Origin of the sequence: Streptomyces sp. NPDC021080, from assembly GCF_044333225.1 — a bacterium.
Taxonomy (GTDB): domain Bacteria; phylum Actinomycetota; class Actinomycetes; order Streptomycetales; family Streptomycetaceae; genus Streptomyces.
The window spans coordinates 1-22,897 of the sequence record NZ_JBIRQM010000027.1 but is presented as its reverse complement, the minus strand read 5'-3'; the positions used below and the strand labels follow the sequence as shown (position 1 = coordinate 22,897).

25 protein-coding genes, 6 pseudogenes and 1 riboswitch are annotated in these 22,897 nt (G+C 67.8%); of the genes and pseudogenes, 18 read left to right on the top strand and 13 right to left on the bottom strand.

The annotated features are described in order from the left end of the window. Window positions 1-5 precede the first annotated feature (5 nt). Window positions 6-764: an SDR family NAD(P)-dependent oxidoreductase gene (locus ACH4S8_RS41140; RefSeq protein ID WP_398403739.1), complete on the bottom strand. Its 759-nt coding sequence runs from the start codon at window positions 762-764 to the stop codon at window positions 6-8. A 130-nt stretch (window positions 765-894) separates the two neighbouring features. Between ACH4S8_RS41140 and ACH4S8_RS41135 the strand changes: the two genes are divergently transcribed. From ACH4S8_RS41135 to ACH4S8_RS41110, 6 genes are all read left to right on the top strand, one after another. Further along, entirely contained in the window at window positions 895-1,470 is a 576-nt protein-coding gene (locus tag ACH4S8_RS41135) for a carboxymuconolactone decarboxylase family protein (protein WP_398403737.1), read from the top strand. Beyond that, complete coding sequence (locus ACH4S8_RS41130) at window positions 1,467-2,348, top strand: fumarylacetoacetate hydrolase family protein (protein WP_398403735.1); 882 nt, start codon at window positions 1,467-1,469, stop codon at window positions 2,346-2,348. The genes ACH4S8_RS41135 and ACH4S8_RS41130 overlap by 4 nt, the downstream gene beginning before the upstream one ends. Before the next feature lie 10 nt (window positions 2,349-2,358). Beyond that, window positions 2,359-3,192 (top strand): fumarylacetoacetate hydrolase family protein, encoded by an 834-nt coding sequence (locus ACH4S8_RS41125; RefSeq protein ID WP_398403733.1) that lies wholly within the window; start codon window positions 2,359-2,361, stop codon window positions 3,190-3,192. A 548-nt stretch (window positions 3,193-3,740) separates the two neighbouring features. Then, window positions 3,741-3,899, top strand: a complete 159-nt coding sequence (locus ACH4S8_RS41120) for a hypothetical protein (protein WP_398403731.1) — start codon at window positions 3,741-3,743, stop codon at window positions 3,897-3,899. A gap of 450 nt (window positions 3,900-4,349) precedes the next feature. Further along, entirely contained in the window at window positions 4,350-5,021 is a 672-nt protein-coding gene (locus ACH4S8_RS41115; protein ID WP_398403729.1) for a hypothetical protein, read from the top strand. Between the two features lie 359 nt (window positions 5,022-5,380). Then, a complete protein-coding gene (locus tag ACH4S8_RS41110) occupies window positions 5,381-6,517 on the top strand; it encodes an FAD-dependent oxidoreductase (RefSeq protein ID WP_398403727.1) in 1,137 nt (378 codons plus the stop codon). Window positions 6,518-6,600: 83 nt separating this feature from the next. Here ACH4S8_RS41110 and ACH4S8_RS41105 read toward each other — a convergent pair. Further along, window positions 6,601-6,930: pseudogene (locus ACH4S8_RS41105) on the bottom strand (IS5/IS1182 family transposase); the annotation flags it as partial. 323 nt (window positions 6,931-7,253) lie between these two features. Between ACH4S8_RS41105 and coaD the strand changes: the two are divergent. Then, a complete protein-coding gene (gene coaD / locus ACH4S8_RS41100; RefSeq protein WP_398403725.1) occupies window positions 7,254-7,730 on the top strand; it encodes a pantetheine-phosphate adenylyltransferase in 477 nt (158 codons plus the stop codon). Window positions 7,731-7,759: 29 nt separating this feature from the next. Here the strand turns inward: coaD and ACH4S8_RS41095 are convergent. Continuing rightward, window positions 7,760-8,047: pseudogene (locus tag ACH4S8_RS41095) on the bottom strand (transposase family protein); the annotation flags it as partial. Window positions 8,048-8,054: 7 nt separating this feature from the next. After that, entirely contained in the window at window positions 8,055-8,741 is a 687-nt protein-coding gene (locus tag ACH4S8_RS41090) for an HAD family hydrolase (RefSeq protein WP_398403723.1), read from the bottom strand. 252 nt (window positions 8,742-8,993) lie between these two features. Between ACH4S8_RS41090 and ACH4S8_RS41085 the strand changes: the two are divergent. After that, window positions 8,994-9,107, top strand: a pseudogene (locus ACH4S8_RS41085) (transposase); the annotation flags it as partial. Window positions 9,108-9,277: 170 nt separating this feature from the next. Here the strand turns inward: ACH4S8_RS41085 and ACH4S8_RS41080 are convergent. Then, window positions 9,278-9,442, bottom strand: a pseudogene (locus ACH4S8_RS41080) (DUF6082 family protein); the annotation flags it as partial. Between the two features lie 171 nt (window positions 9,443-9,613). Between ACH4S8_RS41080 and ACH4S8_RS41075 the strand changes: the two are divergent. Continuing rightward, the gene (locus ACH4S8_RS41075; RefSeq protein WP_398403720.1) at window positions 9,614-10,552 is read left to right on the top strand and encodes an alpha/beta hydrolase; all 939 of its coding nucleotides are present in this window, start codon (window positions 9,614-9,616) and stop codon (window positions 10,550-10,552) included. A 10-nt stretch (window positions 10,553-10,562) separates the two neighbouring features. Continuing rightward, window positions 10,563-11,306 (top strand): helix-turn-helix transcriptional regulator, encoded by a 744-nt coding sequence (locus ACH4S8_RS41070; protein WP_398403718.1) that lies wholly within the window; start codon window positions 10,563-10,565, stop codon window positions 11,304-11,306. A gap of 79 nt (window positions 11,307-11,385) precedes the next feature. Here ACH4S8_RS41070 and ACH4S8_RS41065 read toward each other — a convergent pair whose 3' ends face one another. From ACH4S8_RS41065 to ACH4S8_RS41055, 3 genes are read right to left on the bottom strand one after another with little or no spacing between them, the layout of a single operon-like run. Beyond that, window positions 11,386-11,520 (bottom strand): hypothetical protein, encoded by a 135-nt coding sequence (locus ACH4S8_RS41065; protein ID WP_398403716.1) that lies wholly within the window; start codon window positions 11,518-11,520, stop codon window positions 11,386-11,388. A 6-nt stretch (window positions 11,521-11,526) separates the two neighbouring features. Continuing rightward, complete coding sequence (locus ACH4S8_RS41060; protein WP_398403823.1) at window positions 11,527-11,904, bottom strand: transposase; 378 nt, start codon at window positions 11,902-11,904, stop codon at window positions 11,527-11,529. A 59-nt stretch (window positions 11,905-11,963) separates the two neighbouring features. Further along, a complete protein-coding gene (locus ACH4S8_RS41055; RefSeq protein WP_398403821.1) occupies window positions 11,964-12,419 on the bottom strand; it encodes a winged helix-turn-helix domain-containing protein in 456 nt (151 codons plus the stop codon). 39 nt (window positions 12,420-12,458) lie between these two features. On the opposite strand from ACH4S8_RS41055, the gene ACH4S8_RS41050 reads away from it, so the two are divergent. Further along, window positions 12,459-12,836, top strand: coding sequence for a hypothetical protein (locus ACH4S8_RS41050; protein ID WP_398403714.1), 378 nt, complete (start codon window positions 12,459-12,461; stop codon window positions 12,834-12,836). Window positions 12,837-12,878: 42 nt separating this feature from the next. Next, a pseudogene (locus ACH4S8_RS41045) lies at window positions 12,879-13,124 on the top strand (ATP-binding protein); the annotation flags it as partial. A 146-nt stretch (window positions 13,125-13,270) separates the two neighbouring features. On the opposite strand, the gene ACH4S8_RS41040 reads toward ACH4S8_RS41045, so the two are convergent. The 4 genes from ACH4S8_RS41040 to ACH4S8_RS41025 all read right to left on the bottom strand — a co-directional run bounded on the left by ACH4S8_RS41040 (window position 13,271) and on the right by ACH4S8_RS41025 (window position 17,755). After that, window positions 13,271-14,137: a bifunctional 5,10-methylenetetrahydrofolate dehydrogenase/5,10-methenyltetrahydrofolate cyclohydrolase gene (locus ACH4S8_RS41040; protein WP_398403819.1), complete on the bottom strand. Its 867-nt coding sequence runs from the start codon at window positions 14,135-14,137 to the stop codon at window positions 13,271-13,273. Between the two features lie 22 nt (window positions 14,138-14,159). Next, window positions 14,160-14,245, bottom strand: a riboswitch (ZMP/ZTP riboswitch). 196 nt (window positions 14,246-14,441) lie between these two features. Next, entirely contained in the window at window positions 14,442-14,846 is a 405-nt protein-coding gene (locus ACH4S8_RS41035) for a transposase (RefSeq protein WP_398403712.1), read from the bottom strand. A gap of 613 nt (window positions 14,847-15,459) precedes the next feature. Beyond that, the gene (locus ACH4S8_RS41030; RefSeq protein ID WP_398403710.1) at window positions 15,460-16,983 is read right to left on the bottom strand and encodes a catalase; all 1,524 of its coding nucleotides are present in this window, start codon (window positions 16,981-16,983) and stop codon (window positions 15,460-15,462) included. A gap of 505 nt (window positions 16,984-17,488) precedes the next feature. Beyond that, window positions 17,489-17,755 (bottom strand): hypothetical protein, encoded by a 267-nt coding sequence (locus ACH4S8_RS41025; protein WP_398403708.1) that lies wholly within the window; start codon window positions 17,753-17,755, stop codon window positions 17,489-17,491. A gap of 868 nt (window positions 17,756-18,623) precedes the next feature. Between ACH4S8_RS41025 and ACH4S8_RS41020 the strand changes: the two genes are divergently transcribed. The 6 genes from ACH4S8_RS41020 to ACH4S8_RS40995 all read left to right on the top strand — a co-directional run bounded on the left by ACH4S8_RS41020 (window position 18,624) and on the right by ACH4S8_RS40995 (window position 21,928). Further along, the gene (locus ACH4S8_RS41020; RefSeq protein WP_398403706.1) at window positions 18,624-19,316 is read left to right on the top strand and encodes a PRC-barrel domain-containing protein; all 693 of its coding nucleotides are present in this window, start codon (window positions 18,624-18,626) and stop codon (window positions 19,314-19,316) included. Window positions 19,317-19,409: 93 nt separating this feature from the next. Further along, window positions 19,410-19,901 (top strand): Asp23/Gls24 family envelope stress response protein, encoded by a 492-nt coding sequence (locus ACH4S8_RS41015; RefSeq protein WP_398403704.1) that lies wholly within the window; start codon window positions 19,410-19,412, stop codon window positions 19,899-19,901. Between the two features lie 84 nt (window positions 19,902-19,985). Beyond that, entirely contained in the window at window positions 19,986-20,153 is a 168-nt protein-coding gene (locus tag ACH4S8_RS41010) for a hypothetical protein (RefSeq protein ID WP_398403702.1), read from the top strand. Beyond that, window positions 20,150-20,554 carry an Asp23/Gls24 family envelope stress response protein gene (locus ACH4S8_RS41005; RefSeq protein ID WP_398403700.1) on the top strand — a complete coding sequence of 135 codons (405 nt, stop codon included), beginning with the start codon at window positions 20,150-20,152 and terminating at the stop codon, window positions 20,552-20,554. Before ACH4S8_RS41010 ends, ACH4S8_RS41005 begins: the two co-directional genes overlap by 4 nt. A 49-nt stretch (window positions 20,555-20,603) precedes the next feature. Continuing rightward, the gene (locus ACH4S8_RS41000) at window positions 20,604-21,284 is read left to right on the top strand and encodes a DUF6286 domain-containing protein (protein WP_398403698.1); all 681 of its coding nucleotides are present in this window, start codon (window positions 20,604-20,606) and stop codon (window positions 21,282-21,284) included. 35 nt (window positions 21,285-21,319) lie between these two features. Then, window positions 21,320-21,928, top strand: a complete 609-nt coding sequence (locus ACH4S8_RS40995) for an alkaline shock response membrane anchor protein AmaP (protein WP_398403696.1) — start codon at window positions 21,320-21,322, stop codon at window positions 21,926-21,928. A 170-nt stretch (window positions 21,929-22,098) separates the two neighbouring features. Here the strand turns inward: ACH4S8_RS40995 and ACH4S8_RS40990 are convergent. Continuing rightward, window positions 22,099-22,215 (bottom strand): annotated as a pseudogene (locus ACH4S8_RS40990) (HoxN/HupN/NixA family nickel/cobalt transporter); the annotation flags it as partial. Between the last annotated feature and the right edge of the window lie 682 nt (window positions 22,216-22,897).

Sequence of the window (22,897 nt, the reverse complement as noted above, 5' to 3'; positions counted from 1 at the left end):
GCCTTTCAGACGAGGGTGCGACCGCCGTCGACGTACATGACATGGCCCGTCACGAACGCGGACTGCGTGGAGCAGAGGAAGAGCAGGGGTGCGACGACGTCGTTGGCAGTGCCGAGCCGACCGGCCGGAACGAGGCCAACCATGCCTTCGCGCATGCCGGGCTTGTCGAGGTAGGCGCGCGTCAGGTCGGTCTCGGTGTAACCGGGCGCGATGGCATTGACCGTGACGCCGTGCGGCGCCCATTCGCGAGCCATGACGCGGCAGAGCTGGTTGACACCACCCTTGGTGGCGGCATACGGAGCGTGGTTGGCGTGCGCCAAGAGTCCGGAGACCGAGGACAGCAAAACGATCCGGCCGTAGCCGCCGGACACCATCAGGGCGCCGGCCGCCTGAGCGCTCCACACGGCGCTCTTGAGGTTGACCTCGATGATCCGCTCCCAGACGTCGTCGGGCGTCTCGAGCACCGGGCGCCGGTCGTTGATGCCGACCGCATGCACGAAGACGTCGAGGCCGCCCAACGTTTTGGCGCTCTCGACGACCGCAGAGCGAGCGCTCTGCGGGTCGGTGAGGTCGGCCGCGCGGGTCGCGATCGAGAGTCCTGCCTCCACCGCCTGCTCGGCGAGGGCGGCGAGCCGTTCCTCGTCGACGTCCGTGACGGTCACGCGGGCACCGTGTCGGGCGAGGCCGAGGGCCGCAGCCGCACCGATGCCGCCGGCACCGGCCACCAGGGCCGCGCGATGTTCGAGTCCGAGCCAGTCATCCATGCGAGGGATGAAAAGCGATGGCGTGTGATCCGCACTACATTCGTTTCAATCATTGGAACGCGCGGAAGCGCGATGCCATTGCTTGGCACAGCACTGCATGTGCTCCGGCGCGCGCACGACACTCAGCGCCATGACTCGATTGCCCCGCCTCACCCCAGGCGAACTCGACCTCGACCAACGCCCCCTCTACTACGCGATCACCGCAGGGCCACGCACCGACGGCCCCCAGCTCTTCGCTCTCACCGACGCACAGGGGAGACTCAACGGCCCCTTCAACGCGATGCTGTTCGCACCCAGGGTCGGGGCAGCCCTCCAGGAACTGGGCTCGGCGATCCGTTACCGGACCTCGCTCAGCGATCGAATCCGCGAACTCGCCGTCCTGGCTGTCGCGGCCCAGTGGGACTCCGCCTTCGAGCGCTACGCCCACGAGCCGATCGGCCGGGCAGCGGGTCTGACCGACGCGGAGATCGCCGCGGTGAACGCCGGCACGGCACCTGAGCTCTCGGACCCAGCCGAAGCCGCCGCCCTGGAACTGGTGCGGGTCCTGGTCGCGAGTGGTGACGCCGACGACGCCATCTTCGACCGGGCCGTTTCATTGAACGGCATCGAGGCGGTGGTGGAGCTCACCACCCTGGTGGGCTACTACGTGACGCTCGCGCTGCAGTTGCGCGTCTTCCGCGTCGGACTGCCAGGAGACTCCGTATGAAACTCGTGACCTTCAACGACGGCCGGGTCGGCTACATCGACGGCGAGACCGTCGTCGAGCTCGACGTCCCGTCGATGCGCGACTACTTCGAACAGGAAGGGAAGGTCGAGGAGACCGGGCGGCGATTCCCCCTCGGGGAGGTCACCCTGCAGGCGCCGATCGTACCGAAGAAGTTCTTCCACACCGCCGGCAACTTCACCGACCACCACGACGAGCTGACCGCCGTCGACTGGTCGCACCCGGTGCACAAGGGGATCGTCTTCTTCCAGAACGTCGACGCGATCATCGGTCCCGACCAGCCGATCGTGTACCCCGAGGGGCTCACCAAGGAGCTCGACTACGAACTCGAGCTGGCCATCGTGATCGGCAAGAGCGGCAAGTTCTTCGGCCCAGAGGAAGCCGAGGACTACATCGCCGGCTACACCGTCTTCAACGACATCACCGCGCGTGACATCCAGCGCCGCGAGATGCAGTCAGGCGTCTTCTCCTTCTCGAAGGGGATCGACACCTTCTGCCCCATCGGTCCCTGGATCGTCACGAAGGACGAGGTTCCCCACCCGCACGCGCTCGCGATGGAGCTCCGGGTCAACGGCGAGCGACGTCAGACGGGCAACACCGAGAAGATGATCATCTCGATCCCGCACCTGGTCGCCTACCACTCAGCCCAGGGCTACACGGCCGGCGACATCATCACCACCGGCACCATCTCGGGCGTCGCCGCTGTGCAGCCGAATCCGTTCGACTTCTACCTCCAGCCGGGCGACCGTATCGAGGCGGAGATCGAGGGCGTCGGCACGCTGCGGAACCACGTGGTCGGCTGGAAGGACGCGCACGACACCGAGCCGTTCTCCAGCGATCTCTACGGCCCGGCGAACTGAGGCAGAGCAGATGCGACTGGCCACGCTCTCCGACCGAGCCGTCCTGCTCACCGACGACGGTGCGGTCGACATCGCCGACGCCTCTTCGGGATGCTTCGGCCCGGACCCCATGGACGTTCTGAACAACTGGACCGCATTCCAGACCTGGGCCGCGAGCGCCGAACTGCCTGCGGCGAGCCCATACCGGACCGCCGATCTGGACGCGCCGGTCCCGCGGCCACGCCAGGTCTTCGCGGTGGCGCTGAACTACCGTCCGCACGCCACCGAAGCCGGCCATGTACCGCCCGAGGTCCCGTTGCTCTTCACCAAGTTCCCGAGCTGCATCGTCGGCCCGGCCGCGGAGGTCGAACTACCCAAGGGCAATGTCGACTGGGAGCTGGAAATGGTCGCCGTCATCGGTGCACCCTGCCATCGGGTGCCCGCCAGCCAAGGCTGGGAGGCGGTGGCCGGGCTCACCGTGGGGCAGGACCTCTCCGAACGCGTCCTCCAACTCACCGGCAAACCACCGCAATTCTCGTTGGGCAAGTCGTATCCGGGCTTCGGCCCGACCGGTCCGGCGCTGGTGACCCTCGACGAGCTGCCGGACCGGGACGACATCGCGATCGAGTGCCTGCTGAACGGCGAAAGCGTCCAGGCGGCACGCACCAGCGAGATGATCTTCTCCGTTCCGCAGTTGGTGGAGTTCATCAGTGGGGTGTGCCCGCTCTACCCCGGCGACCTGATCTTCACCGGGACCCCGGCCGGGGTGGGCAACCGTCGCGTTCCGCAGCGGTTCCTCGGCCCCGACGACGTCCTGGTCAGTCGGATTGACGGCCTGGGTGAGATTCGCCAGACCTTCCGATGAACGCGGCCTGCGCCGGCCGCCACCCAGAAGGCCGGCGCAGGTCCGCTACGGCATGGCCTGGACTGCGGCTGGTCACATCGGTGCAGTGTCGCCAGTCGTCCAGGCGCTGCCCCCGACAGCGGCCCTGGATGAGCTCAAGGGTGCGCTGCGCTACCACGGCGTGGACGCCACTCGGCTGGGGGAGATGCTGCGGGTACGGGCTATTTCCCGGCTGGGCGTCGACGTGCGCGTCGGGATCGGCCCCTCCATCACCGTCGCGGCCACCGCTTCCGGCCAGATCACCGGCCCGGGTGGCGTCCGCGCCATCGCCCCCGACCAGGTCACGGACTGGCTGGGCCCCCTCCCCGTCGAGGCCCTGTACGGCATCGGGCCCCGCCAAACCAAGATCCTGCACGATTACGGCGTCCGCTGCATCGGCCTGCTCGCCGCGCTCCCGCCCGCCACCGTCCAACGCCTGATAGGCGGCGGTGGCGGGCGGCAGTCCACCGACCGGGCCCGCGGCATCGACGCCCGCCCTGTTGTCCCGTGCACCCTGCCCGCCACCGCGAGTGTTCACCGCGCCTTTCCCCGGCACCCCCTGGACGGGTGCGGCTGTCCGCGCGGCCCTCCCGGACACGGTCGTCACCCTCGCCCTTCAACTGCGCCGCCGCAGCCAGGCGGCCCACGGTCTGACCCTGACCTTGTGCTTCGCCGGAGGCACCACCTGAGAGAAGACCCGCCGGCTCGCGGAGGCCTCCGCGCACGAAGGCGTACCGGCTCATCGACGCGGCAGGACTCCAATGCGGCAGGATCACCGCCCTCACCCTGAAAGCCGAAGACCTGATCGCCGCCGACCAGGTCGCCGAGCAGATCAGCCTCGACCCAACACGCGAAGCCCGCCTCGTCGCCGAAGAAGCCAGCGACCGCATCCGAGCCATATTCGGACCCTCCGCAATCCGCCCCGCAACCATGCTGCTGTGCGTCTCCTGACCCGCCTGAACCCGCCGTGTCACGCGGGGCGCCGAAGTGGATGGCTTCAGGGGCTGCTCATCGCACGAGCGGAGACAGCCCCAGGCCCTGCATCGCACCGTGCTGCATTGCGCGGGCCCCCGGCCGGTGTGCTGATGCGCTGGCCGGGCAGCATGTGCCCAGCTCTTTCCTGCTTGTGAGGGGTCGTCATGCGCTCCAGCCATCTTGCTGCGTCATCCGCGCTGTTCGCTGCGATCTTCCTGGCGGGCTGCACGCCGGTCGCAACGGGCGGATCGACCGCGTCGCCGACCGGGACTTCGCCCGCGAAGTCTTCGGGTACGGGCGCAGGCGGCGGTTCGGATCGGGCGATCGCGGTCGGGGCCGGCCCGCAGACCGCCTACACCGTCCAGAAGCAGCCTCCAGCCGGGAGCTGCCATGTCCGGTACGAGAAGGGGGAGCCGCTGGAGGACTTGGCGTGCACGCCGGGTGCGATCTCTCCGGCGGTCACGCAGGCGAACCTGAAGTCCACGATCTGCCGCAAGGGCGGCTGCACCTCCGGCATCCGGCCGTCCACATCCGTCACGGGCAAGGAGAAGGCACTGAACGCGGCCTCGTACGGCTATCGGGGCTCCCTGCGCGATGCCGAATACGACCACCTCATCAGCCTGCAACTCGGCGGCGACCCCAACGATCCGCGGAACCTCTGGGGCGAGCCGCCGGACCCCGGCCACAAAGCAGGCAGCGGCGTCAACAACCGCAAAGACCCGGTGGAGACGAAACTGCACACCGCGGTCTGCGCCAACAAGATCACTCTCGCTGCCGCTCAACGCGCGATCGTCACCGACTGGACCACGGCGCTCAGCACGCTCGGCCTCAGCTGAGGCACGGCGCACGGTAGCTGAGCAGGCAAGTGCTTCGGCTGGGTCGACATCAGCAGCGAACAGCACGCCGGGGGCGCCGGCTTCGGCGAAACCGGACTCGTCACCGACGCCCTCAACCAGCCCTTCGCTACAACGTATTGGCCTTGCGGTCCGAATGGCCGTGGTTCGCTCGCAAATCAGCCTGGGAAAGGTGAGTTGGAGCACGGTCGAGCGTGTCGACGGGGACAGGGGGCGGGTGGCGGCGATCCGCCGGTTCGCTCCGGGCTGACGGCTGATAGAAAGTTGCAGGTCACACCGGAAAACCTCGGGGCGTCCGGTTGCCCGGTCGGTCCGGATCGTTCACCAAAGGATCGAACATCGTGTCTTCTCGTCGAGTCGTCGTCATCGGTGGCGGGGTCATGGGCTCGTCCGCCGCGTGGCGGCTTGCTGCCCGGGGTGACCGCGTCACCCTGCTGGAGCGCTTCCCGCCCGGCCACGACCGGGGCAGCTCGCACGGCACCTCGCGGATCTTCCGGCTGGCCTACACGGACCCGTTCTACGTCGGTCTCGCCGTGCGGTCGCTGCCGCTGTGGCGGCGGCTGGAGGAGGAGACGGGACGGCAGGTGCTCACCCTCACCGGAGCCGTCGACCACGGCCCGGCCGCCACGACCGAGGCACTGTACGAGACGCTGACCGTCGCCGGACACCCTGCCGAGCGGCTGGCCCCGGAGGAGGTCACCGAGCGCTGGCCGGGGCTGCGCGCCGACACCGGTGCGGTCTTCCACCCGGAGGCCGGACGCCTGCACGCCGACGAGGCGGTCACCGCCTTCCAGCAGGCGGCGCGGGCGCACGGCGCGGAGGTCCGGCACGGCGTCCGGGTGACCGGGCTGTCGATGCACGGCGACACCGAGGTCCGGGTGGTCACGGACACAGAGGAGGAACTGCGCGCCGACGCGGTCGTGGTCGCGGTCGGCGGCTGGGCACCCGAAATGCTGTGCGGCGGTACCACTCCGCTCGTCGGCGGCGTACCAGTGCTGCGTGTCACCCAGGAGCAGCCCGCGCACTTCCCCGCGGCGGACGCGCTCACCTGGCCCAGCTACATTCACCACCCGGGTGCCGCGCTGCCCGTGGACGGCCTCACCGCGGACGGGGTGTACGGACTCGGCAGCACCGACGGCGTCAAGGCGGGCTTCCACGGCGTCGGCCCGGTCGTCGACCCCGACCGGCGCGACCGCACCCCGGACGCCGCGATCCTGCGAGAGCTGGCGGCGTACGCAGAGCGCTGGCTCCCCGGCGTGGACCACACCGCGCCCGAGGCCGTGACCTGCCTGTACACCACCACCCCCGACCACGACTTCGTCATCGACCGGCAGGGCCCGGTCACCGTGCTGGGAGGGTTCTCCGGGCACGGCTTCAAGTTCGCGTCGGTCATCGGCGAGCTGGCGGCCGCGCTGGTACGCGGAGAGCCCGGACCGAGCCGGTTCGCGCTCGGACGCCCGCGCCCCACGAGTCACTGAGCCGTCCCCGAAGAAGGGGCACCCCCCACCAACTTTCACCGGCGTGGGGCAGGACGCCCCGGCCGCGAGACCTCTCCCGGCGCTTACGAATGGCGGCGCTGAGCCGTTGAGAACCGGCGCCAGCAGATGAGCGCGCAGGCCAGGACGAGGAAGGCTTCGTGGATGTCGTCGCGGATCTCCCAGCGGATCCGCAGGCGGCGGGACCAGTGCAGGTGGGCAAAGGCTCGCTCCACCACCCACCGTTCGGCCCCGAGTCCGGAGCCGTGCTCGGTGCCGCGTCGGGCGATGACCGGCTTGACACCCAGGTCCCAGGCGAGACGGCGGTACTTGTCGTGGTCGTAGCAGCGGTCGGCGAGCACCGCGTCCGGGCGGCGTCGCGGTCGGCCGTGCTTCCCGCGGACCGGCGGAACCGCCAACATCACCCGTGCGAGCGACCGTTCCCGGCCACCGACCCACCCGACCACCGACCGCTGGCCACCGCCGAGCGACTCCGAGCTGCCGCACCCGCTCGAAGCCGGCCTCACCACCGTCTCGCCCGAGACGCCGAACCACCCTGGCGGCGATTCGACTTCCCCTGACCCGCTCCGCGGGAGGGGGCATTCACCCCGGCCCTGAAGGAGCAGGCACCTTACCCGAAAGCAAGGTAGAGACGTTCTCCCTGCCGCACTTGATCTTGGAGGTTTGGCTGCCCTGGCACTTCACTACCGGGGGCGGTCGCTTGTTACTCTTGCCGATCATGCGAGCCCTCTTCCCAGGATCCTTCGACCCGGTCACTCAAGGGCACCAGGACATACTCCGGCGCGCTGCCCTCCTGTTCGACGAGGTCGTCGTGTGCGTGATGTTCAACGCGAACAAGACCGGCCGCTTCCCCATCGAGGAACGGCTGAACCGGCTCCGCGCGGCAGCAACCGACTTGAGCAACGTCACGGTCGACTCCCACACCGGCGGCCTGCTGGTCGACTACTGCCGCCGAGCCGGAATCGACGTCGTCATCCGCGGAGTCCGCGGCGTTTCCGACCTGGACTACGAAATGCCGATGGCCCGCATGAATCACGAACTGGCCGGAGTCGAAACGTTCTTCATCGCTGCAGACCCCGCCCTGGCCCACATCTCCTCCACCCTCGTCACCGAGATGAGTCAACAGGACCGTGTCCCGAATAATGATTTGAGCGAGCTTCGTCCAGCAGGTGGGGGCGGCAGTGAGGGTTCCTGATACTTCGGCAGTGGTTCGTGTCCTGAACTGCGTTTTCGTAGTGGCAGTGGCGGATCGAGGTGGTCGATGACGCGGTCGGCCGCGGGCTTGGAGATGTCGAACAGTGGGGCGAGCCGGCGCATCGTCAAGTGTGTGCGCCAGTACGCCGTGACCAATAGCGTTCTGTCTGCCAGCGGCAGGATCCACGGTCTGTCCCGGTGGGTGGCGTCGATCCCCTCCCGGCGCGGCGCTGTCACCGGTTTCATGAACTGGCGCGGGCTCGGCCCGGAGAACGGGACTGTCCAAGACGGCTCCGACGCCGTGATCACACCATCCATGTCAGGATCATTCCATCGCGGCTGGTCCCTCCGGCCGGTGAGGGCGGGGTCCGGACACGAGGGCAAGGATGTCGCAAACCGCTTCGCGCAGGCTGCCGAAGTGACGATGCACGCCGTCCACCGCCGCAGGGGCGTTGACACCCCACACCGTCATCCCGGCACGCAGCCCGGACTCCACCCCGGAAGGAGCGTCCTCGATGACCAGACAGTCCTCCGGTTCGGCACCAAGTCGCGCGGCTGCCTGCAGATACGGCACAGGTGACGGCTTGCCTTCCGCCACGGCGGCCGCATCCACGAGAACCTTCGGAAGTGGCAAGCCCGTCCGTGCGAAACGTCCACGCACCCGGTGCTCATAGTTCGAAGTCACCAACGCCCAGGACCCGGGCCGCAGAGCACTCAGCAGCTCCGCGGCGCCATCGAAGGCCGTGTAGGCACCGGAACGGACGTCCTCGTCCTCCAGCGCGTGCAGTGCGGCAAGACACTCCTCGGGGTCCTGGTCCGGAGCAACCTGCGCGAAGGTCTCCATCGGCCTCGTCCGCAGTGCCACTCGGTAGACCTCATCGGGGTCCAGTCCGTATCGCTCTGCCCACGTTCCCCAAACCAGGCGCTGATTGTCCACGGCGTCGATCAATGTGCCATCAACGTCGAACAGGACATACCTCATCGCACCGGACTGGTCAGATTTGCTGATCATGCTTCGATCATGTCATCGGTCCTGAGTGAGCAGTTTGCGGGACAAGTCTTCCGAGCTCGTGCACGGTTGGCGGTGAGACGTCGAGCTCTCGATCGTTGATCGTGGTGGGGAACGCGTCTCGGGCAGCGATCATCGGCGACCGGAGATCACGGGCCTGTCGACCGATGTGATCGCCGAACTCGTTGCTGAGGTAGGGCTGTTGTTGCGTGCGCGGCATCAGGCAGGCTTGCATCCAGGCTGCGGAAACGGGCCGTGGGCGCCGGTGTCAAGCACCAGCTAGTCTTCGTCGACCGGCTCCTGGCCGCGCCCGTGCACCTCCGCCGCAAGACCACGCACGATGTGCCGGCCTGCTGGTTCGGCGTGGATCGCTCCACCGTTACCCGGGTCATCGGCGAGTTGCGACCGCTGCTCGCCGAGCAAGGGTGCACCGTCGTCGCCGGAGTGCGGTTGCGGACTTTGTTCGGTCCTCGGGAATCAGTCCGGCTCCGGGGGGACTCCCCGACGACCCACCAGTCTTCCATGTCTGATTCGTCCAGGTCATGGATGATCGTGTCCACCATTCGACCCACCCGTGCCTCCTGCGATGCCGCTTCGAGGCTCGCGCGATGGTGGCGTGTCGCGTCCCAGTAGTCGCGAAAGATCGCGCTCTGACAGACGACCCGAAGGCGACCGTGCAGTTCGTCCTGGTGACGGGGCTGCAAGAGGGCGTTATGAGGTTTGATTTCCGTTCTGTGGTCGCCTGATGCCGCGGTTGGCCGGGTGTGATGTGTGCTCGTGCAGTCAGGGGGCTAAGTGGTGCGATAGGTCTGTGATGCAGATCACCAGGAAAAGGTGACAGGACGTTGTCGTGGACGGCTGCGACTGTCGACAGCATGACGAGCACAGACGAGGACTGCCTCGCCGAGACCCTGAAGTTCAACGAGCGTTTTGCCGCCGCTGCTGCGAGCCGCCCGGCTCGCGAAGGGATGCCGGATGCAACCCTGCTGGCCACCCTGCGGCGTAACCGGCTCGGTGGCGACATGCCGCCAGTGAGACTGCCGCAGGGCCAAGACCGTGTCATTGCGGGCGGGGTGAAAGTCCGCGCGTTTGTGCCCGACCACGTCGACGGTGTGTACCTGCACATACACGGAGGCGGCTGGGCGTTCGGCTCCGCGGACGGGCAGGATGAGAGGCTGTGGTGGCTCGCTGAGCAGGCGCGGCTGGCTGTGGTCAGCGTGGAGTACCGCCTCGCGCCGGAACACCCGTTCCCCGCCGGGCCTGACGACTGTGAAGCGGCCGCCCGGTGGCTGGTGGACCAGGCCGCAGCAGAGTTCGGCACCGAGCGGCTGCTGATCGGTGGTGAGTCGGCCGGTGCCCACCTGAGTGTCGTGACCCTGCTGCGCCTTCGCGACCGGCACGGCATCACCGGCGCGTTCCGAGCAGCCCATCTGCTTTTTGGCCCCTACGATCTGTCGATGACACCGAGCCAGCGATCGTTTGGATCAAAGCGGCTGCTGAGCAATACCGATACGCTTCGGCGGACCTATGAGCTGTTCACGCCGGCGATGGGGGCGGAACGGCGCCGCGATGCCGAGGTCTCACCGCTGTACGCCGACCTGGCCGGCCTGCCGCCCGCCCGGATCGTCGTCGGCACCGAGGACCCGCTGCTGGACGACTCGCTGTTCCTGGCCCAGCGGTGGCAGGCCGCAGGTGCGCCTGTGCAACTTGGCGTCGTCGCCGGCGCGATGCACGGTTTTACCCTGTTCCCGCTGACCATCACCGAACGGGAACTGCGGCGCGCGCGGGACTTCCTGACTACCGCAGGAAGGTAGCGTCGGCAGCGTGAATCGCACTGCTCGGCTCTATGCGCTGGTGGAAGAGTTGCGTGCGGCGGCGCCGCGACCGCTGACGGTCGCGGTGCTCGCCGCGCGATTCGAGGTGAATACCCGCACGGTGCAGCGTGACCTCCAGGCGCTGTTGGAGGCCGGTGTGCCGGTGCGCACCACAGTCGGGCGAGGCGGGGGTTGGTCGATCGACCCGGAGATGACCCTGCCCCCGATTCGGTTCACCGCCGATGAAGCCTCGGCGCTGGTCGTCGCGCTCGCCGCGGCTGGTGCTTCCGTCCCCTATGCCGGTGCGGCCCGCACGGCAGCCCAGAAGATAGCGGCTTCGATAACCGGTTCCGCCGCGGTGGCGGCACAGGAACTCGCCGCACGGATCGTTACGCTACCCTCGCCGAGCGACTCCACGGTCCGCGCCGCAGTGGAGCAGGCCCTCACCACAAACATGGTCTTGCGGCTGTCCTACATCGACGCGACAGGGCGCGAAAGCGACCGTGTAGTGGAACCGGCCGGACTGCTCACCGCCGACGGCCGGTGGTACCTCATCGCCTGGTGCCACACGCGACAGGCCGGCCGAGGCTTCCGGCTGGACCGAATCACAGCAGCAGCCCCAACTGATGCTCAGGCGCAGCCCCATGACCTGACCGAACTTCTGCTCGGCTCGGCCGCCGCCGGCGCGGTGCAGCCCACCGTGCTGGCTTCACTCGCACCCCCGCCCAGAAAACGGAAGGCAACGCCCCGGTGAGCCTTTCCCCTCACCCTGCCCGAATGGGTGTTCTGTGGGTCTTCATCTGATTTCAGTTAGAGATTTTCAATGGCTGAGGTTACGGCGGTTTGAAGTCGAGGCCGGTCTTGGCGATGAGGCTGGGCCGGTACTGCATCCGTTTGAGCCGGGTCTTCACCAGTGCGGTGAGCTGGTCGAGGCTGTGTTTGGTGAGGTTGGCCAGGGACCGTTTCAAATGCGATCAGACGCCCTCGACCGGATTGAACTCGGGAGCGTAGAGCGGAAGTTGGTAGACGGTCAGCCATAATCGGGCGTCGGCCAGCTCCCGCATGGTACGGCTGACGTGCGTGCTCGGATTGTCCCAGACCAGGACGATCGGGCCGCCGAGTTGCTGGTGTGCGGCATCGAGCAGGCGGGCGTGGTCGGTCTCGGTGAAGCCCTTGCGCCGGCCTTTGGCGGAGCCGCGGTCGAGGCGGATGCGGCAGATCAGCCGGGACCGGTGGCCGGGCCTGGTGCAGATCGGCGCCGCCATGGAGACGCCTTTGGCGCTCGCGGCGGTGACCCGCACAACAGGGGTGTGGCCTCGGCGGCCCCAGGTTCGTCCTTTGGGCGGCCTCAGCCCCTGGCCGGCTTCGTCCTCGAAGCAGAGCCAGGCGCCCAGGTCCGCCGCCGTCTTTTTTATGACGGGCCACTGCTCGTCCTTCCAGACGGCGATCTTCTCCTCGTCGCGCTCGCCGGCCTTGCGGGATGGACCTGCACGCTCCAGCCGATCCGGTGCAGCAGCAGGTCCATCCCGGCCAGGGTGTACTCCACGCCGAACCGGCGGCGCACGACCTCGGCGATCCTCGCCAGAGTCCAGCACTGGTCAGACCAGTCGGCAGCCGCCGGCCCGGAATCCAACACCGGCTCCAGTAAACGCAGTTGACTCGCATCGAGCTTGCAGCGGGCGCCACCGGGCCCCTTGGAGACCAGGGCCTGCCGACCGCTCGAAGCCAACGCCCGACGCCAGCGGTTCGCCGACATCCGCGTCACTCTGAACCGCCGGGCCACCTTCCGGTCGCTCGCCCCGGCCTCGATCAGATCAGCGGCCGTCAACCGGACCCGCTCACGCCGGACCCGTTCCTCTTCCGTCAGGGACTGTCTCCTTGAACCGTCCGTGAGATCGTCGTGCTCGTGATCGAGTCCTGGGTGATCAATGACGACAGCCCTGTCCCTGTGTCGTCCGAGGTGGTGCTGGAGGCTCTTCGGCTGAGGATCGACAGCGGGCAGTTTGAGACATGGCTGACGAGTTCGTCCGGACGATCTCTGGCCTTCGTGACGAACACCGAGCGCGTGATGGTGATGCTGCTCGAAGAAGAGAGCGATCCCGGCGAGCATGCCGTAGACCCCGGGGCTCAGGGGGTGAGCGACGGGTTCGTCCTCTCCGACGGGCAGGACGACGAGTACCCGGATGAAGACACCGTCCCCATCGGTGAGGCGTTCAGGCTCGTGAGGCACATCGTGGGCACGGGATCCTGGCCGACGGACGCGCGCTGGGTGGTCGATCGCTGAGCGGGCTATCGCCTTGCCCAGATGAGGATGGCGGCGAGGTGGGAACTCGACCGGCACGGCGCCGAACTTCTCTTCCAGGTCCTGACCGAGCGAGAGGAAAAGAACAGCGTGGCCATCGCCTCCAACGAGTCGTTCGGCGGCTGGACGAAGACGTTCACCGACCCGCGTCTCTGCGCGGCCATCGTCGACCGGCTCACTTTCAACGGCACCATCATCGAGACCGGAACCGACTCCTACCGCCTCGCCACCACCCGAGCCAGGGCCGCAGAACCCGCCAAGGCTGGCTGACACCTCCGCAGACCACGCCTCCTCGACGGCTCACCGCCTTCACGGGCGGCGAGCCGCCACCAGCAGAACCGTCCGCCAGGCCGACACGCGGGCTCTCGCTCTGAGTGACAACCTTGCTGACACTGCATCAACGGGCTGGCGAGGCGTCAGTGATGCTGCATGCCGAGCTGGTTCGCGGCGGCTTCCACGGTCTGCGCGAGCAGGACAGCAATGGTCATCGGCCCAACTCCACCGGGAACCGGAGTGATCAGACGAGCTCGGGTGAGGGCGGTGTCGTAGTCCACATCGCCGACGTTGCCAGGGTTGTAGCCGGCGTCGATCACGACTGCGCCAGGCTTGATGTCCTCACCGCGGATCAGCCGAGGCCGTCCCACGGCTGCCACCACGACGTCCGCTTCCCGGACGATCGCCGACAGGTCAGTCGTGCGGGAGTGGCAGTACGTCACCGTCGCGTCCTTGGCGAGCAGGAGCATCCCGGCCGGTTTGCCGAGAATCGCGCTGCGACCCACCACGACGGCGTGCTTGCCGGCGAGTTCGACGTCGTACGCTTCCAGCAACCGCATGATCCCGCCCGGAGTGCAGGACACGAAGCCCGGCAGCGCGAAGCTCATCGCGCCGAAGGAATGCATCGTGACCCCGTCGACGTCCTTCTCCGGAGCGATGGCCTCGAACGCCGCGCGCTCGTCGATGTGCGGGCCGCAGGGATGCTGGAGCAGGATCCCGTGCACTTCCGGATCGCTGGACAGGTCCGCGAGGGTGTCGATCAGTTCGGCAGTCGTGGTGGCGGCGGGCAGACCGATATGCCGGGACTTGATGCCTGCCTTCGCGCACCGCGCTCGTTTCATACGGACGTACGTGGCCGACGCGGGATCCTCTCCCACCAGCACCGTCGCCAGGCAGGGACTGGTCCCGGTGTGTCGTGAGATCTCCGCTGCCTTGGCAGCAGCCTCTTCGACGATGCGTTTGGCGAGGCTGGTGCCATCCATGAGCTGGGCTGTCTGAGTCGCGGACATCGTTGCCCTCCAGGCGTTGCTGACCACTCGCCCAGGCGCACGGCAACGACATCTCGTCAGACCGCTCCCCGGTGGTGCTCCACCTCAGCGCCAGTCACGGCCCACGCTGCACTGTAGTAGACGCAGCATGCTCACACCGATCGGTGTCCTCGGCCGGGAGCGCATCGAAGGCCCGCCCCTGCAGCGACGTCAATTCACGTGAATATTTCAGACGCGTCCACACGCCGGATGTCTCCCGAACTCACAGACAATGCTGCTGGAAGTGAACGAAGCCAGCGTGCTGATGCACCGGCGCGAAGTACGGTCAGGGCGACAGGTTCTGCACACTGTGCGTTTGTGGTGCGACGTAGAGGTGGGTGAAGCACTCGGTACTCAGGATCCGGGCGCGGCTGTCGCCGTCGAGCCGTGCAAGAAGGTAGGCGCAGTCGGCGACCACCGCCCGGCAGTCGAAGCCCGCCTCCTTGCTCCGGGCCGCGAGGGCAGCGGCCAGCTGCGGTTTCGTACGGAAGGCCGGATCGGACCGGCCGCGGGCGAAGTGGTGGGCGGGGGTGTAGGGAGTTGCGTGCAGCGGGTAGTACACGCGGCCGTCGGTCCACACCGTGGTCACCGTGACGATGCCATTGTCCGTCTTGCCCAACCGGCCCAGCCACTGCCGGCCCACATGCGCGGTCGCCGTGCCGTCCTTGCGGTCCCCGGAATCGTCGATCACGATGACCCCGCCCGTCGTGCGGAGCCGTCGCGGTTTCCTCGTGCAGGAGTTGAAGCCGCCGGTCGTTGACCTGTTCCACCTCTCGGGGCGACTCGGACAGGAAGAACTGCAGCTGCTGTACCCCCGGCATCCCCGCATCTGCCACCGGCTCCGCGCCTGCCAGGCAGGTGATCGTCTTGTTCCGCTCCCGCGGCGCCAGAAGCCCGGTCAGGTACTCACAAAACCCCCGCCGCTGGGCCAGGCTGAAGAACAGGTCATCGAACCGGACCGCGTAGTCCTCCAACGGTCCCGGCGCAGGCGGACACGGACGGCGAGCAGTCATCTTCAGCCCCCAGCAGGCCAGTTGGCTCCTACCACCGGCCTACGACCAACCCGACCTGCCATCAACCCACACCACCACCGGATTTAACGAACTACCGCTATCTGCCGCTACTCAAACGTTCCGTCTCTCGCACGCAGGGCATACCAATCTGGCGCAGTGAGCGAACTGCGGAGGCGCGGTCCCCGTCCGGCGGCGGAACGAACCCTTGGATGCCGCCCCCGCGGGACAACGACGAAGGGATGGGAACGCCGGCGACCGCGCGCCCGCGCAGAGACCGGACCCCTGCTCGTATCAGGCCTTGGTCTGCATGCTCCGGCGTGCCGGGTTGCCCTGCTCCGAGGCCTTGGGGTCCGTCTCGTCGGCCTTGGCGCGCGCCCCCTGCTCGATGCGTTCACCGATCGACTTGTCGATGTTCGACCAGTACTCAAACGCTCGCTGCAGCACGGTCTCGGTGACACCGTTGAGTAGATGGCCGACGACATTGTCCACGAGCCGGTCCCTCGCCGCGTCGTCCAGGACCTCACGCACCATGGCGCCGGCCTGGCCCCAGTCGTCGTCCTCACGATGAGAGACGTAGGCGGCGCGGGTGATCTCACCGTCGGCGTGCCAGCTCGGGGGACTGCCGAACCGGACTGTGTCCGCCGCAGGGCCGCCCTTCGAGTTCGGTGCGTAGACGGGGTCGCTGGCCTTGCGGTAAGCCATCGCCCCGTCCTTGGAGTACGTGTGGACCGGACTGACAGGAGCGTTGACCGGCAACTGCTGGTAGTTGGGTCCGATACGGTAGCGGTGCGCGTCCGCGTAGGAGAACAGCCGCGCCAGCAGCATGCGGTCGGGACTGGGACCGATGCCTGGGACCAGGTTGTTCGGCTGGAAGGCGGCCTGCTCGATCTCCGCGTGGTTGTCCGTGGGGTTGCGGTTCAGGGTCATCCGCCCGACCTCGATCAGAGGGTAGTCGCCGTGCGGCCACACCTTGGTCAGATCGAAGGGGTTAAAGCGGTAGTCGACCGCCTCCTCATACGGCATGACCTGCACGTACAGTGTCCAGCTCGGATACTCACCGTCGCGAATGTGCTCGAAGAGGTCCCGCGTGTGATAGTCCGTGTCGACCGCGGCCATCTGATCGGCCTCGTGCTGGGTGAAGAACTCGATGCCTTGGTCGGTCTTGAAGTGATACTTCACCCAGAACCGCTCACCGCTCGCGTTGATCCACATGTAGGTATGTGAGGTGTAGCCGTTCATGTGCCGCCAAGTACGCGGGATGCCTCGGTCGCCCATGAGCCAGGTGACCTGGTGGGCGGATTCGGGGGAGAGGGTCCAGAAGTCCCACTGCATGTCGTGGTCACGCAGGTTGTTGTCCGCGCGGCGCTTCTGGGACCGGATGAAGTGCTGGAACTTCAGCGGGTCCTTCACGAAGAACACGGGGGTGTTGTTGCCCACCATGTCGTAGTTGCCTTCACTGGTGTAGAACTTCACAGCGAAGCCGCGCGGGTCGCGCCAGGTGTCCGGGCTTCCCCGCTCACCGGCGACGGTGGAGAACCGAGTGACCAGCTCGGTAGTGGTACCGGGCTGGAAGACCGCAGCCTTGGTGTAGGCACTGACATCCGCGGTGACCTCGAAATGACCGAACGCGCCGCTGCCCTTCGCGTGCGGCTGACGCTCGGGGATACGCTCCCGATTGAACTGGGCCATCTGTTCGATGAGGTATGCATCCTGCAGCAGAATGGGCCCGCCTGGGCCGACAGTCAGCGAATGCTCGTCGCTCTCTACCGGAATTCCGGCATCGGTGGTGGTGGGCCGGGGTGCGGTGTCGGTCATTCTCGAATCCCTTCGATGGTGCGTGCGGGTACGGAACTGTGGTCTGGGCCGCCGACCTCGTGGCTCACAGCTCGGGACATCACCGCCGCGGGCTGCCGCTCGGGACCACACGGCCGATCCGCTGCCACCCCTGCTCCGACAGCGAGGCACGAGTAACCCGCTATCGACGTTGCAAAACACCCATGAAACGCTCGACGCGCCCTCCCGCAACCTCTCCCGACCCGCCGTACCGTGATCCGGCTGACCGACCACTCCGTGAACTCCGCGAGCGTGGCGTCGGGAGCGGTAGGCCTTGACCTGCCGGTCACGCCCGAGACGAGCGCAGCCGGTCGGCGGCGGGGCGCGCGAGACGTTCTTCGGACGCCACCCGCGCGGCAGACAGCCCGGTCCGGGCAGGGGAGGAGTGAGGCCTGGGGTGCATCGGAGGGGCGTTCCGGGCCGCCAACACCATCAAACTGGCTTCGAACCCCGTCACCCGCCCACGCGCTCGCGGAGTGCGAGGGTGTCAGTCCGTCGGCTCGTCTGGCACCGGCTGCTCAGGGCGGGGGCTGCCGGAGTGCGGGGCGCCCCTGGGGCCGGTGCCCGCCCTGTCCGTGTCGGGGACCTCTGTGTTGGGCTTCTCCACGTCCTCGGCTTCTCCTTCCGTGCCGTCGCGCTCTGCCCCGGTCCGGCGGCTCTCGGTCGACTTCCCGGGTACGCCGACGGCGTCCAAAGGGTTCTCGTCGGGGGCTGCCTGCTGATCGGGCAGGTCCCTCGGTATGGGCTTCGGCATCGGCCCCTCACCGGTCCCGGGGCCTTGCGGGCGGGGCTCGCTCACGACGTCCTCGTTTCCTCGCGCGGGTGTGGTGCGACGCGCAAGTACCCCCCTCGTTCGTGATGATGCAGGTGATCGCCGGACTGTCCCGCGTCCGTCCGGCGCGGTGCATTCCCGCCGTCCCGCAGGGCACTGGATCGCCGGGCTCGCGTCACGACGAAGGGGAATACGCGAACCACGACCACGCGGAGGTCACCTTGCGTGCGACAACGAGATCCCTTCTGGCCGACGGCGCCGTGACCCTGGCATCAGGGTGGGACGACCTGCCGCAGTGGCCGAGACCCTCGTCTGGCAGGTGGCGCTGTCGGCACTGTGGCTCGTGCTCATCGGCACCATCGAGCCGCTGGAGGTTCTCGAAGAGGCGAGGGGCCGCTGGGCTCAGGAACGTGATTCTGTGCTTGATCCTGTCCCGGTCCAGGGATGTGAGGGGGGCTGATCGCTGGCTCGCCTGGGGAGGCTGCCCGGCCCGAGAGGGGCAGAGTCTTCAGGGCCCTGGCAGGCGGGGAGTCATGATCGGTCACGATAGGGGCCCGAACGTCGGCTGGAGCTCCGCCGCACTGACAGGTCACCGGTCCGCAGCAGCCTGCCTGCCGACAGCGCGTGAAGCTTGCTTCAGGGTGGCCCATGGTTTCGGTAGCCGTGTCGGCCGGGTGGGGCTATTTGAATGCCGTCCCACCGGAAGATGACCGCGACTTCCCAGATGTCGTACCGCGTAGCCGGCGGCACTCGTCCGTATAGCCAATAAGAGCTATTTATTCCATATCGAGACGTTTTCATGTCGCCTGGTGGGTTACGCGGAAGAAGGTCATGGGGGCAGGAGGACAGGATGATTACCCAAGCGCAGATTGCCAACGTGCTGGACCACCCGGTGTACGACGTCGACGGAAGCAAGATCGGCGACACCAGACATCTCTTCCTCGACGATGCCACCGGCGAGCCCGAGTGGGTGAGCGTCAGGACCGGGCTCTTCGGCACCGGTGAGTCCTTCGTGCCCCTGCGCGAGGCCACGCTGGTGGAGGACCATCTCGAGGTTCCCTACTCCAAGAGCACTGTCAAGGATGCCCCTCATGTCGACGTCGATGCCGGGGGCTTCCTCACGGTGGACGAGGAGCACCGGCTTTACGAGCACTACGACATCGCGTGGGACGAAGACCCGGGCTGGCAGCAGGTCGTCGACCGGCCGGAGCGGGTTGGACAGTCCCACCGTCGTTCACGGACCGTCGCCGATACCGGCGACGGCGCCTCGCTGCCCTACGACAACACCACAGCATCGGGCATCGCCCGCGGCGGCCAAGAGACTCCCGACGTCAACGCCCCGCAGCCCGGCTACGACAACACCACTGCATCCGGCATAGCCCGCGGCAGCCACGAAAGTCCCCACGCCAACCCTGCCCGCTCCGGCAACTCCGAAGACGACGCGATGACGCACCCCCACGAGCATGAGCGCGCCGGCGTGGAAAGCCCGGCAACAGGGCGGCCGCGACTGCGTTTGTACACGACTTCCGAAGTGCGGCGATAGGGACATCTTCGTGCCCCCAGGTGCGAGCCCTGCCCAGATTTCACCCTTCGACGGGCACCGCACAGGCGTCCCACACTGATCGAGGCGACCACCATGGCAGACAACATCACCAGCGTCGGCGGAGACAACCGACCCGACACGAGCGTCAGCCCGCTCAAGGGCCGTACCGGGGCCGGTGCTCCGGCCGAGACACGAGGGAAGACCACCATCGCGGACGGTGTGGTCGCCAAGATCGCGGGCATGGCCGCGCGCGAGGTACCGGGCATCCACAGCCTGGGAGCGGGGATGGCCCGCGCCTTCGGTGCCGTGCGGGATCGCGTCCCCGGCGGAGGAGGCGCAGGCGCAGCCACGCGCGGGGTGAAGGTCGAGGTCGGTGAGCGCCAGACTGCTGTCGATCTGGACGTCGTCGTCGAGTACGACGTCTCCATCGTCGACGTCGCCGGCGAGGTACGCACCAACGTGATCAGCGCCGTGGAACGGATGACGGGACTGGAGGTCGTCGAGGTGAACATCGTCGTCGACGACGTTCACCTCCCCGACGACGAGGACGACGAGGCCGACTCCGACGAGGGCCGCGTGAGGTGACCGACCAACAGTGACCCATGGCCATGCCCCGCATGGGTGGGTGACCCTACGGACGATCACGCTTGCGAGACGGGTGAGTGCACGATGAACGCAGCAACGACAGGCCTCGTGGCAGGCATGGCCCTCGGCTTCGCCGGCTACTTCGGAGGCTTCTGGGCATTCCTGCTGGTTCTGGTGCTGGGCGCGGCAGGACTGATCGGCGGCCTCGCAGTGCAGGGCGACCTCGACCTGCGCACACGGCGGCAGCGGTGAGCGCCCAATCCCGCGGCCACACGCCTGGCCCACTCCCACGCTCCGCCGGCCTGCCGCCCCCGGCAGAGCGGGGAGCCACCATCATCCCGGACAAGGTCGTCGCCCGCATCGCCGCCCAGGCCGCACGCACGGCCCAGTCCCGGCGCGCCGCCCTACCGCCCGACCGGAGCCGAACGGCGGCGGCGCCCAGCGCCGACGCCGCCGTTCGTACCGGATCGGTGCGCCTGCACCTGGCCATGGACCTGCCCTACCCCACCGACATCCCCCACGTCTGCCAGCGGATCCAACGCGACGTCGCCGAACGGGTCATGCGACTCACCGGCCTGGAGGTGGGAGAGATCATCCTCACCGTCCGGCGGCTGGTGACCACTGCAGGAGACAACCGGGGACGGGTCCGGTAGTCGCTTCGCGGCAGGGCTGCCGGGCACGCCACGCACGAAGGAGGCCGGAATGACACCCGACCCGAGCCCTCCCGCCCACAACTCCGCGCGCCGCGCCGCCGTACCGCTGACGAAGGAACCCCAGGAACGCGACGTGCCCGAACACGACGCGCCTCCACCGGATCCGACGACCGGTAAGGAGAGGGGCGGGCACCGGGCACATCGTCCATGGTCCGCACGCCGTATCCCGGCCGTGCTGGTCGCCTCGGTCGTACTCATAGCGGCGGGTGCGGCGCTGGTCGATGTCGTCGCCGTCCGGGCGGGACGTCCTGCGGCAGCCTGGCGACATCACCTGGCCGATGAACTGGCCACCCGCCCCGTGGACGATGTGTGGATGCTCACGGGAGCCGCCGCGGCGGCCGCCATCGGTGTCTGGCTGATCGTCCTGGCCCTCACTCCCGGCCTGCGTCACTGGCTGCCCATGCGCTCGCCCGCGCCCGAACTGCGGGCATCTCTGGACCGCGACGGCGCCGCCGCCCTCCTGCGCGACGCCGCCATGCGGGTACCCGGAGTGGCCAAGGCCCGTATCCGGGTGCGGCGCCATCGTGTCAAAGCCCGCGCGGACGTCCGCTTCCGAGACTCACGGAACGTCAAGGACGATCTCGTCGCCGTCCTCGGCGAGGAGCGCGACAGGCTCGCCCTCGCCCGCCCTCCCCGCATCGTCGTACGAGTGCGGCGAAGCACCGACTGACAGACAACCCCAGCACCCCAGGACCGGAGCCCACCATGACGCCGCGCCCCGTACTCAACCGCAGTCTGCTGGCCCTTGCCGGACTGGTACTGCTCGGCGGCGGTCTGCTGATCCTCTTCGCCGGGCTCGACGTCTACCGGCGACACGATCTCGCTCCACCCACAAGCTGGCCCCTGACCACCCCGCACGACGTCCTTCTCGGCTCCGCCGACCGGGCCCGCTGGAGCAGCCAGGGATGGTGGTGGTGGCCCGCGGTCATCGCCCTCCTTGCCCTCGTCGCCCTGCTTGCCCTGTGGTGGCTGCTCGCCCAACTGCGCCGACATCACCCAGGGGCGCTGCCCGTCGGCGGCACACCACCACAGGAAGGCGTCGAACTGCGCGACCAGGCACTGAGCGCCGCGATCGGCGCCGATGCAGGCGTCCTGACCGGGGTTGAGGAGGCCGTCGTCCGCATCACTGGCGCGCCTGCCCACCCACGCACCCGTGTCACGATTGGTCTCACCCCGCAGGGGGAACCCGGCGCCGTTCTCGAAGCCCTGTACGCCGGCCCGCTGCGCACCGCAAGTCGCTCCACCGGCTCCCCTCCCGGGCCTACCGAGGTACGTCTACGGGGCGCGCACCACAAAGTGCACCGCGTCCAATAGGGCGGCGACCGACCACCGGCCAACGCCGAACTGGTAGGAGCCCCTGGGCGCAACTGGATCAGCGTGGTGAAGCGATCCCAGGCACGATGTCGGGCCAGCAGCTTGGTGCGGCGTTTCAGCGGAAACTGAAACAGTGAAGCGGGCCATCCGCTCACGTAGCCGGGGACCGTTCAGTCGGCGTGCTGGTTGGCCGCATGCAGCTCAGCCGACCACTTCTCCTCGATGCGCCCGAACTTCCAGACGGCGAGCGCGAAGGTCCAGGTGGCGAAGAACAGGCCAACGATGACCTGTGTCGATGGCCGTGATGTCGGCGGCAGATGTAATTTCAGCGGACCGACGTCGCAGGCGCACGGAATCCAACTCGATGACCCCCGTTCCGACTTTCGTCGAGAGCTGGACCACTCCGGCAGGGCACCCCCTTGCCATAGACCCCCATAGCACCGAAATCGTCGAGACCGCTATCTCATGTTTTGTGTACAAGTGACGGGATACTTGGAACGTTGTGGTTTCCGCGATGCGGCACTCCGTCGGCAGCGCGAGGAGAGCCATTTGCGCAGCCTGTGAGAGGTCGCGCCATGGCAAAGACAGCGAAGCAGCCCGGATCAGGGCCGCGTAAATCCGATGGAGAGCGTTAGCTGCGCTGGGGCCCGTCCGTGAACGACGAGTCACAGCAGTCGAGCCCCAGCCCTCACCGCTCATTTCGCCCCGACAAATACGTCCCAGAGCCCGACGAGCCCCGCAAGACGCCTACGAAGAAGGAGAAGGAAGCCTCGGGAGAGGGCACCACCTCAGACAGCCTGAGCGCGCGTGCCGAAGTCCAGGGAAAGCCCGAGGGTATGCACGACATCGGGCGACGCGGGTCGCGTCCCTCGTAGTGCAACACCATTGCTTTTGGAGGATGGCGTTGCTGTCAAGGGGTCCATCCGTCGGGGATCACTTCGGTGTGGATGGTGTATTTCTGGGCTGTTT

Excerpts from the sequence above, each read along its gene's own strand:
- ACH4S8_RS41130 (WP_398403735.1), top strand. The coding sequence starts at position 1,467 with ATGAAACTCGTGACCTTCAACGACGGCCGGGTCGGCTACATCGACGGC.
- ACH4S8_RS41025 (WP_398403708.1), bottom strand. The coding sequence starts at position 17,755 with ATGCCGAAGCCCATACCGAGGGACCTGCCCGATCAGCAGGCAGCCCCC.
- ACH4S8_RS41075 (WP_398403720.1), top strand. The coding sequence starts at position 9,614 with ATGACGAGCACAGACGAGGACTGCCTCGCCGAGACCCTGAAGTTCAAC.
- ACH4S8_RS40995 (WP_398403696.1), top strand. The coding sequence starts at position 21,320 with ATGACGCCGCGCCCCGTACTCAACCGCAGTCTGCTGGCCCTTGCCGGA.
- ACH4S8_RS41115 (WP_398403729.1), top strand. The coding sequence starts at position 4,350 with ATGCGCTCCAGCCATCTTGCTGCGTCATCCGCGCTGTTCGCTGCGATC.
- ACH4S8_RS41040 (WP_398403819.1), bottom strand. The coding sequence starts at position 14,137 with ATGTCCGCGACTCAGACAGCCCAGCTCATGGATGGCACCAGCCTCGCC.
- ACH4S8_RS41020 (WP_398403706.1), top strand. The coding sequence starts at position 18,624 with ATGATTACCCAAGCGCAGATTGCCAACGTGCTGGACCACCCGGTGTAC.
- ACH4S8_RS41135 (WP_398403737.1), top strand. The coding sequence starts at position 895 with ATGACTCGATTGCCCCGCCTCACCCCAGGCGAACTCGACCTCGACCAA.
- ACH4S8_RS41140 (WP_398403739.1), bottom strand. The coding sequence starts at position 764 with ATGGATGACTGGCTCGGACTCGAACATCGCGCGGCCCTGGTGGCCGGT.
- coaD (WP_398403725.1), top strand. The coding sequence starts at position 7,254 with ATGCGAGCCCTCTTCCCAGGATCCTTCGACCCGGTCACTCAAGGGCAC.
- ACH4S8_RS41015 (WP_398403704.1), top strand. The coding sequence starts at position 19,410 with ATGGCAGACAACATCACCAGCGTCGGCGGAGACAACCGACCCGACACG.
- ACH4S8_RS41030 (WP_398403710.1), bottom strand. The coding sequence starts at position 16,983 with ATGACCGACACCGCACCCCGGCCCACCACCACCGATGCCGGAATTCCG.
- ACH4S8_RS41010 (WP_398403702.1), top strand. The coding sequence starts at position 19,986 with ATGAACGCAGCAACGACAGGCCTCGTGGCAGGCATGGCCCTCGGCTTC.
- ACH4S8_RS41125 (WP_398403733.1), top strand. The coding sequence starts at position 2,359 with ATGCGACTGGCCACGCTCTCCGACCGAGCCGTCCTGCTCACCGACGAC.
- ACH4S8_RS41000 (WP_398403698.1), top strand. The coding sequence starts at position 20,604 with ATGACACCCGACCCGAGCCCTCCCGCCCACAACTCCGCGCGCCGCGCC.
- ACH4S8_RS41090 (WP_398403723.1), bottom strand. The coding sequence starts at position 8,741 with ATGATCAGCAAATCTGACCAGTCCGGTGCGATGAGGTATGTCCTGTTC.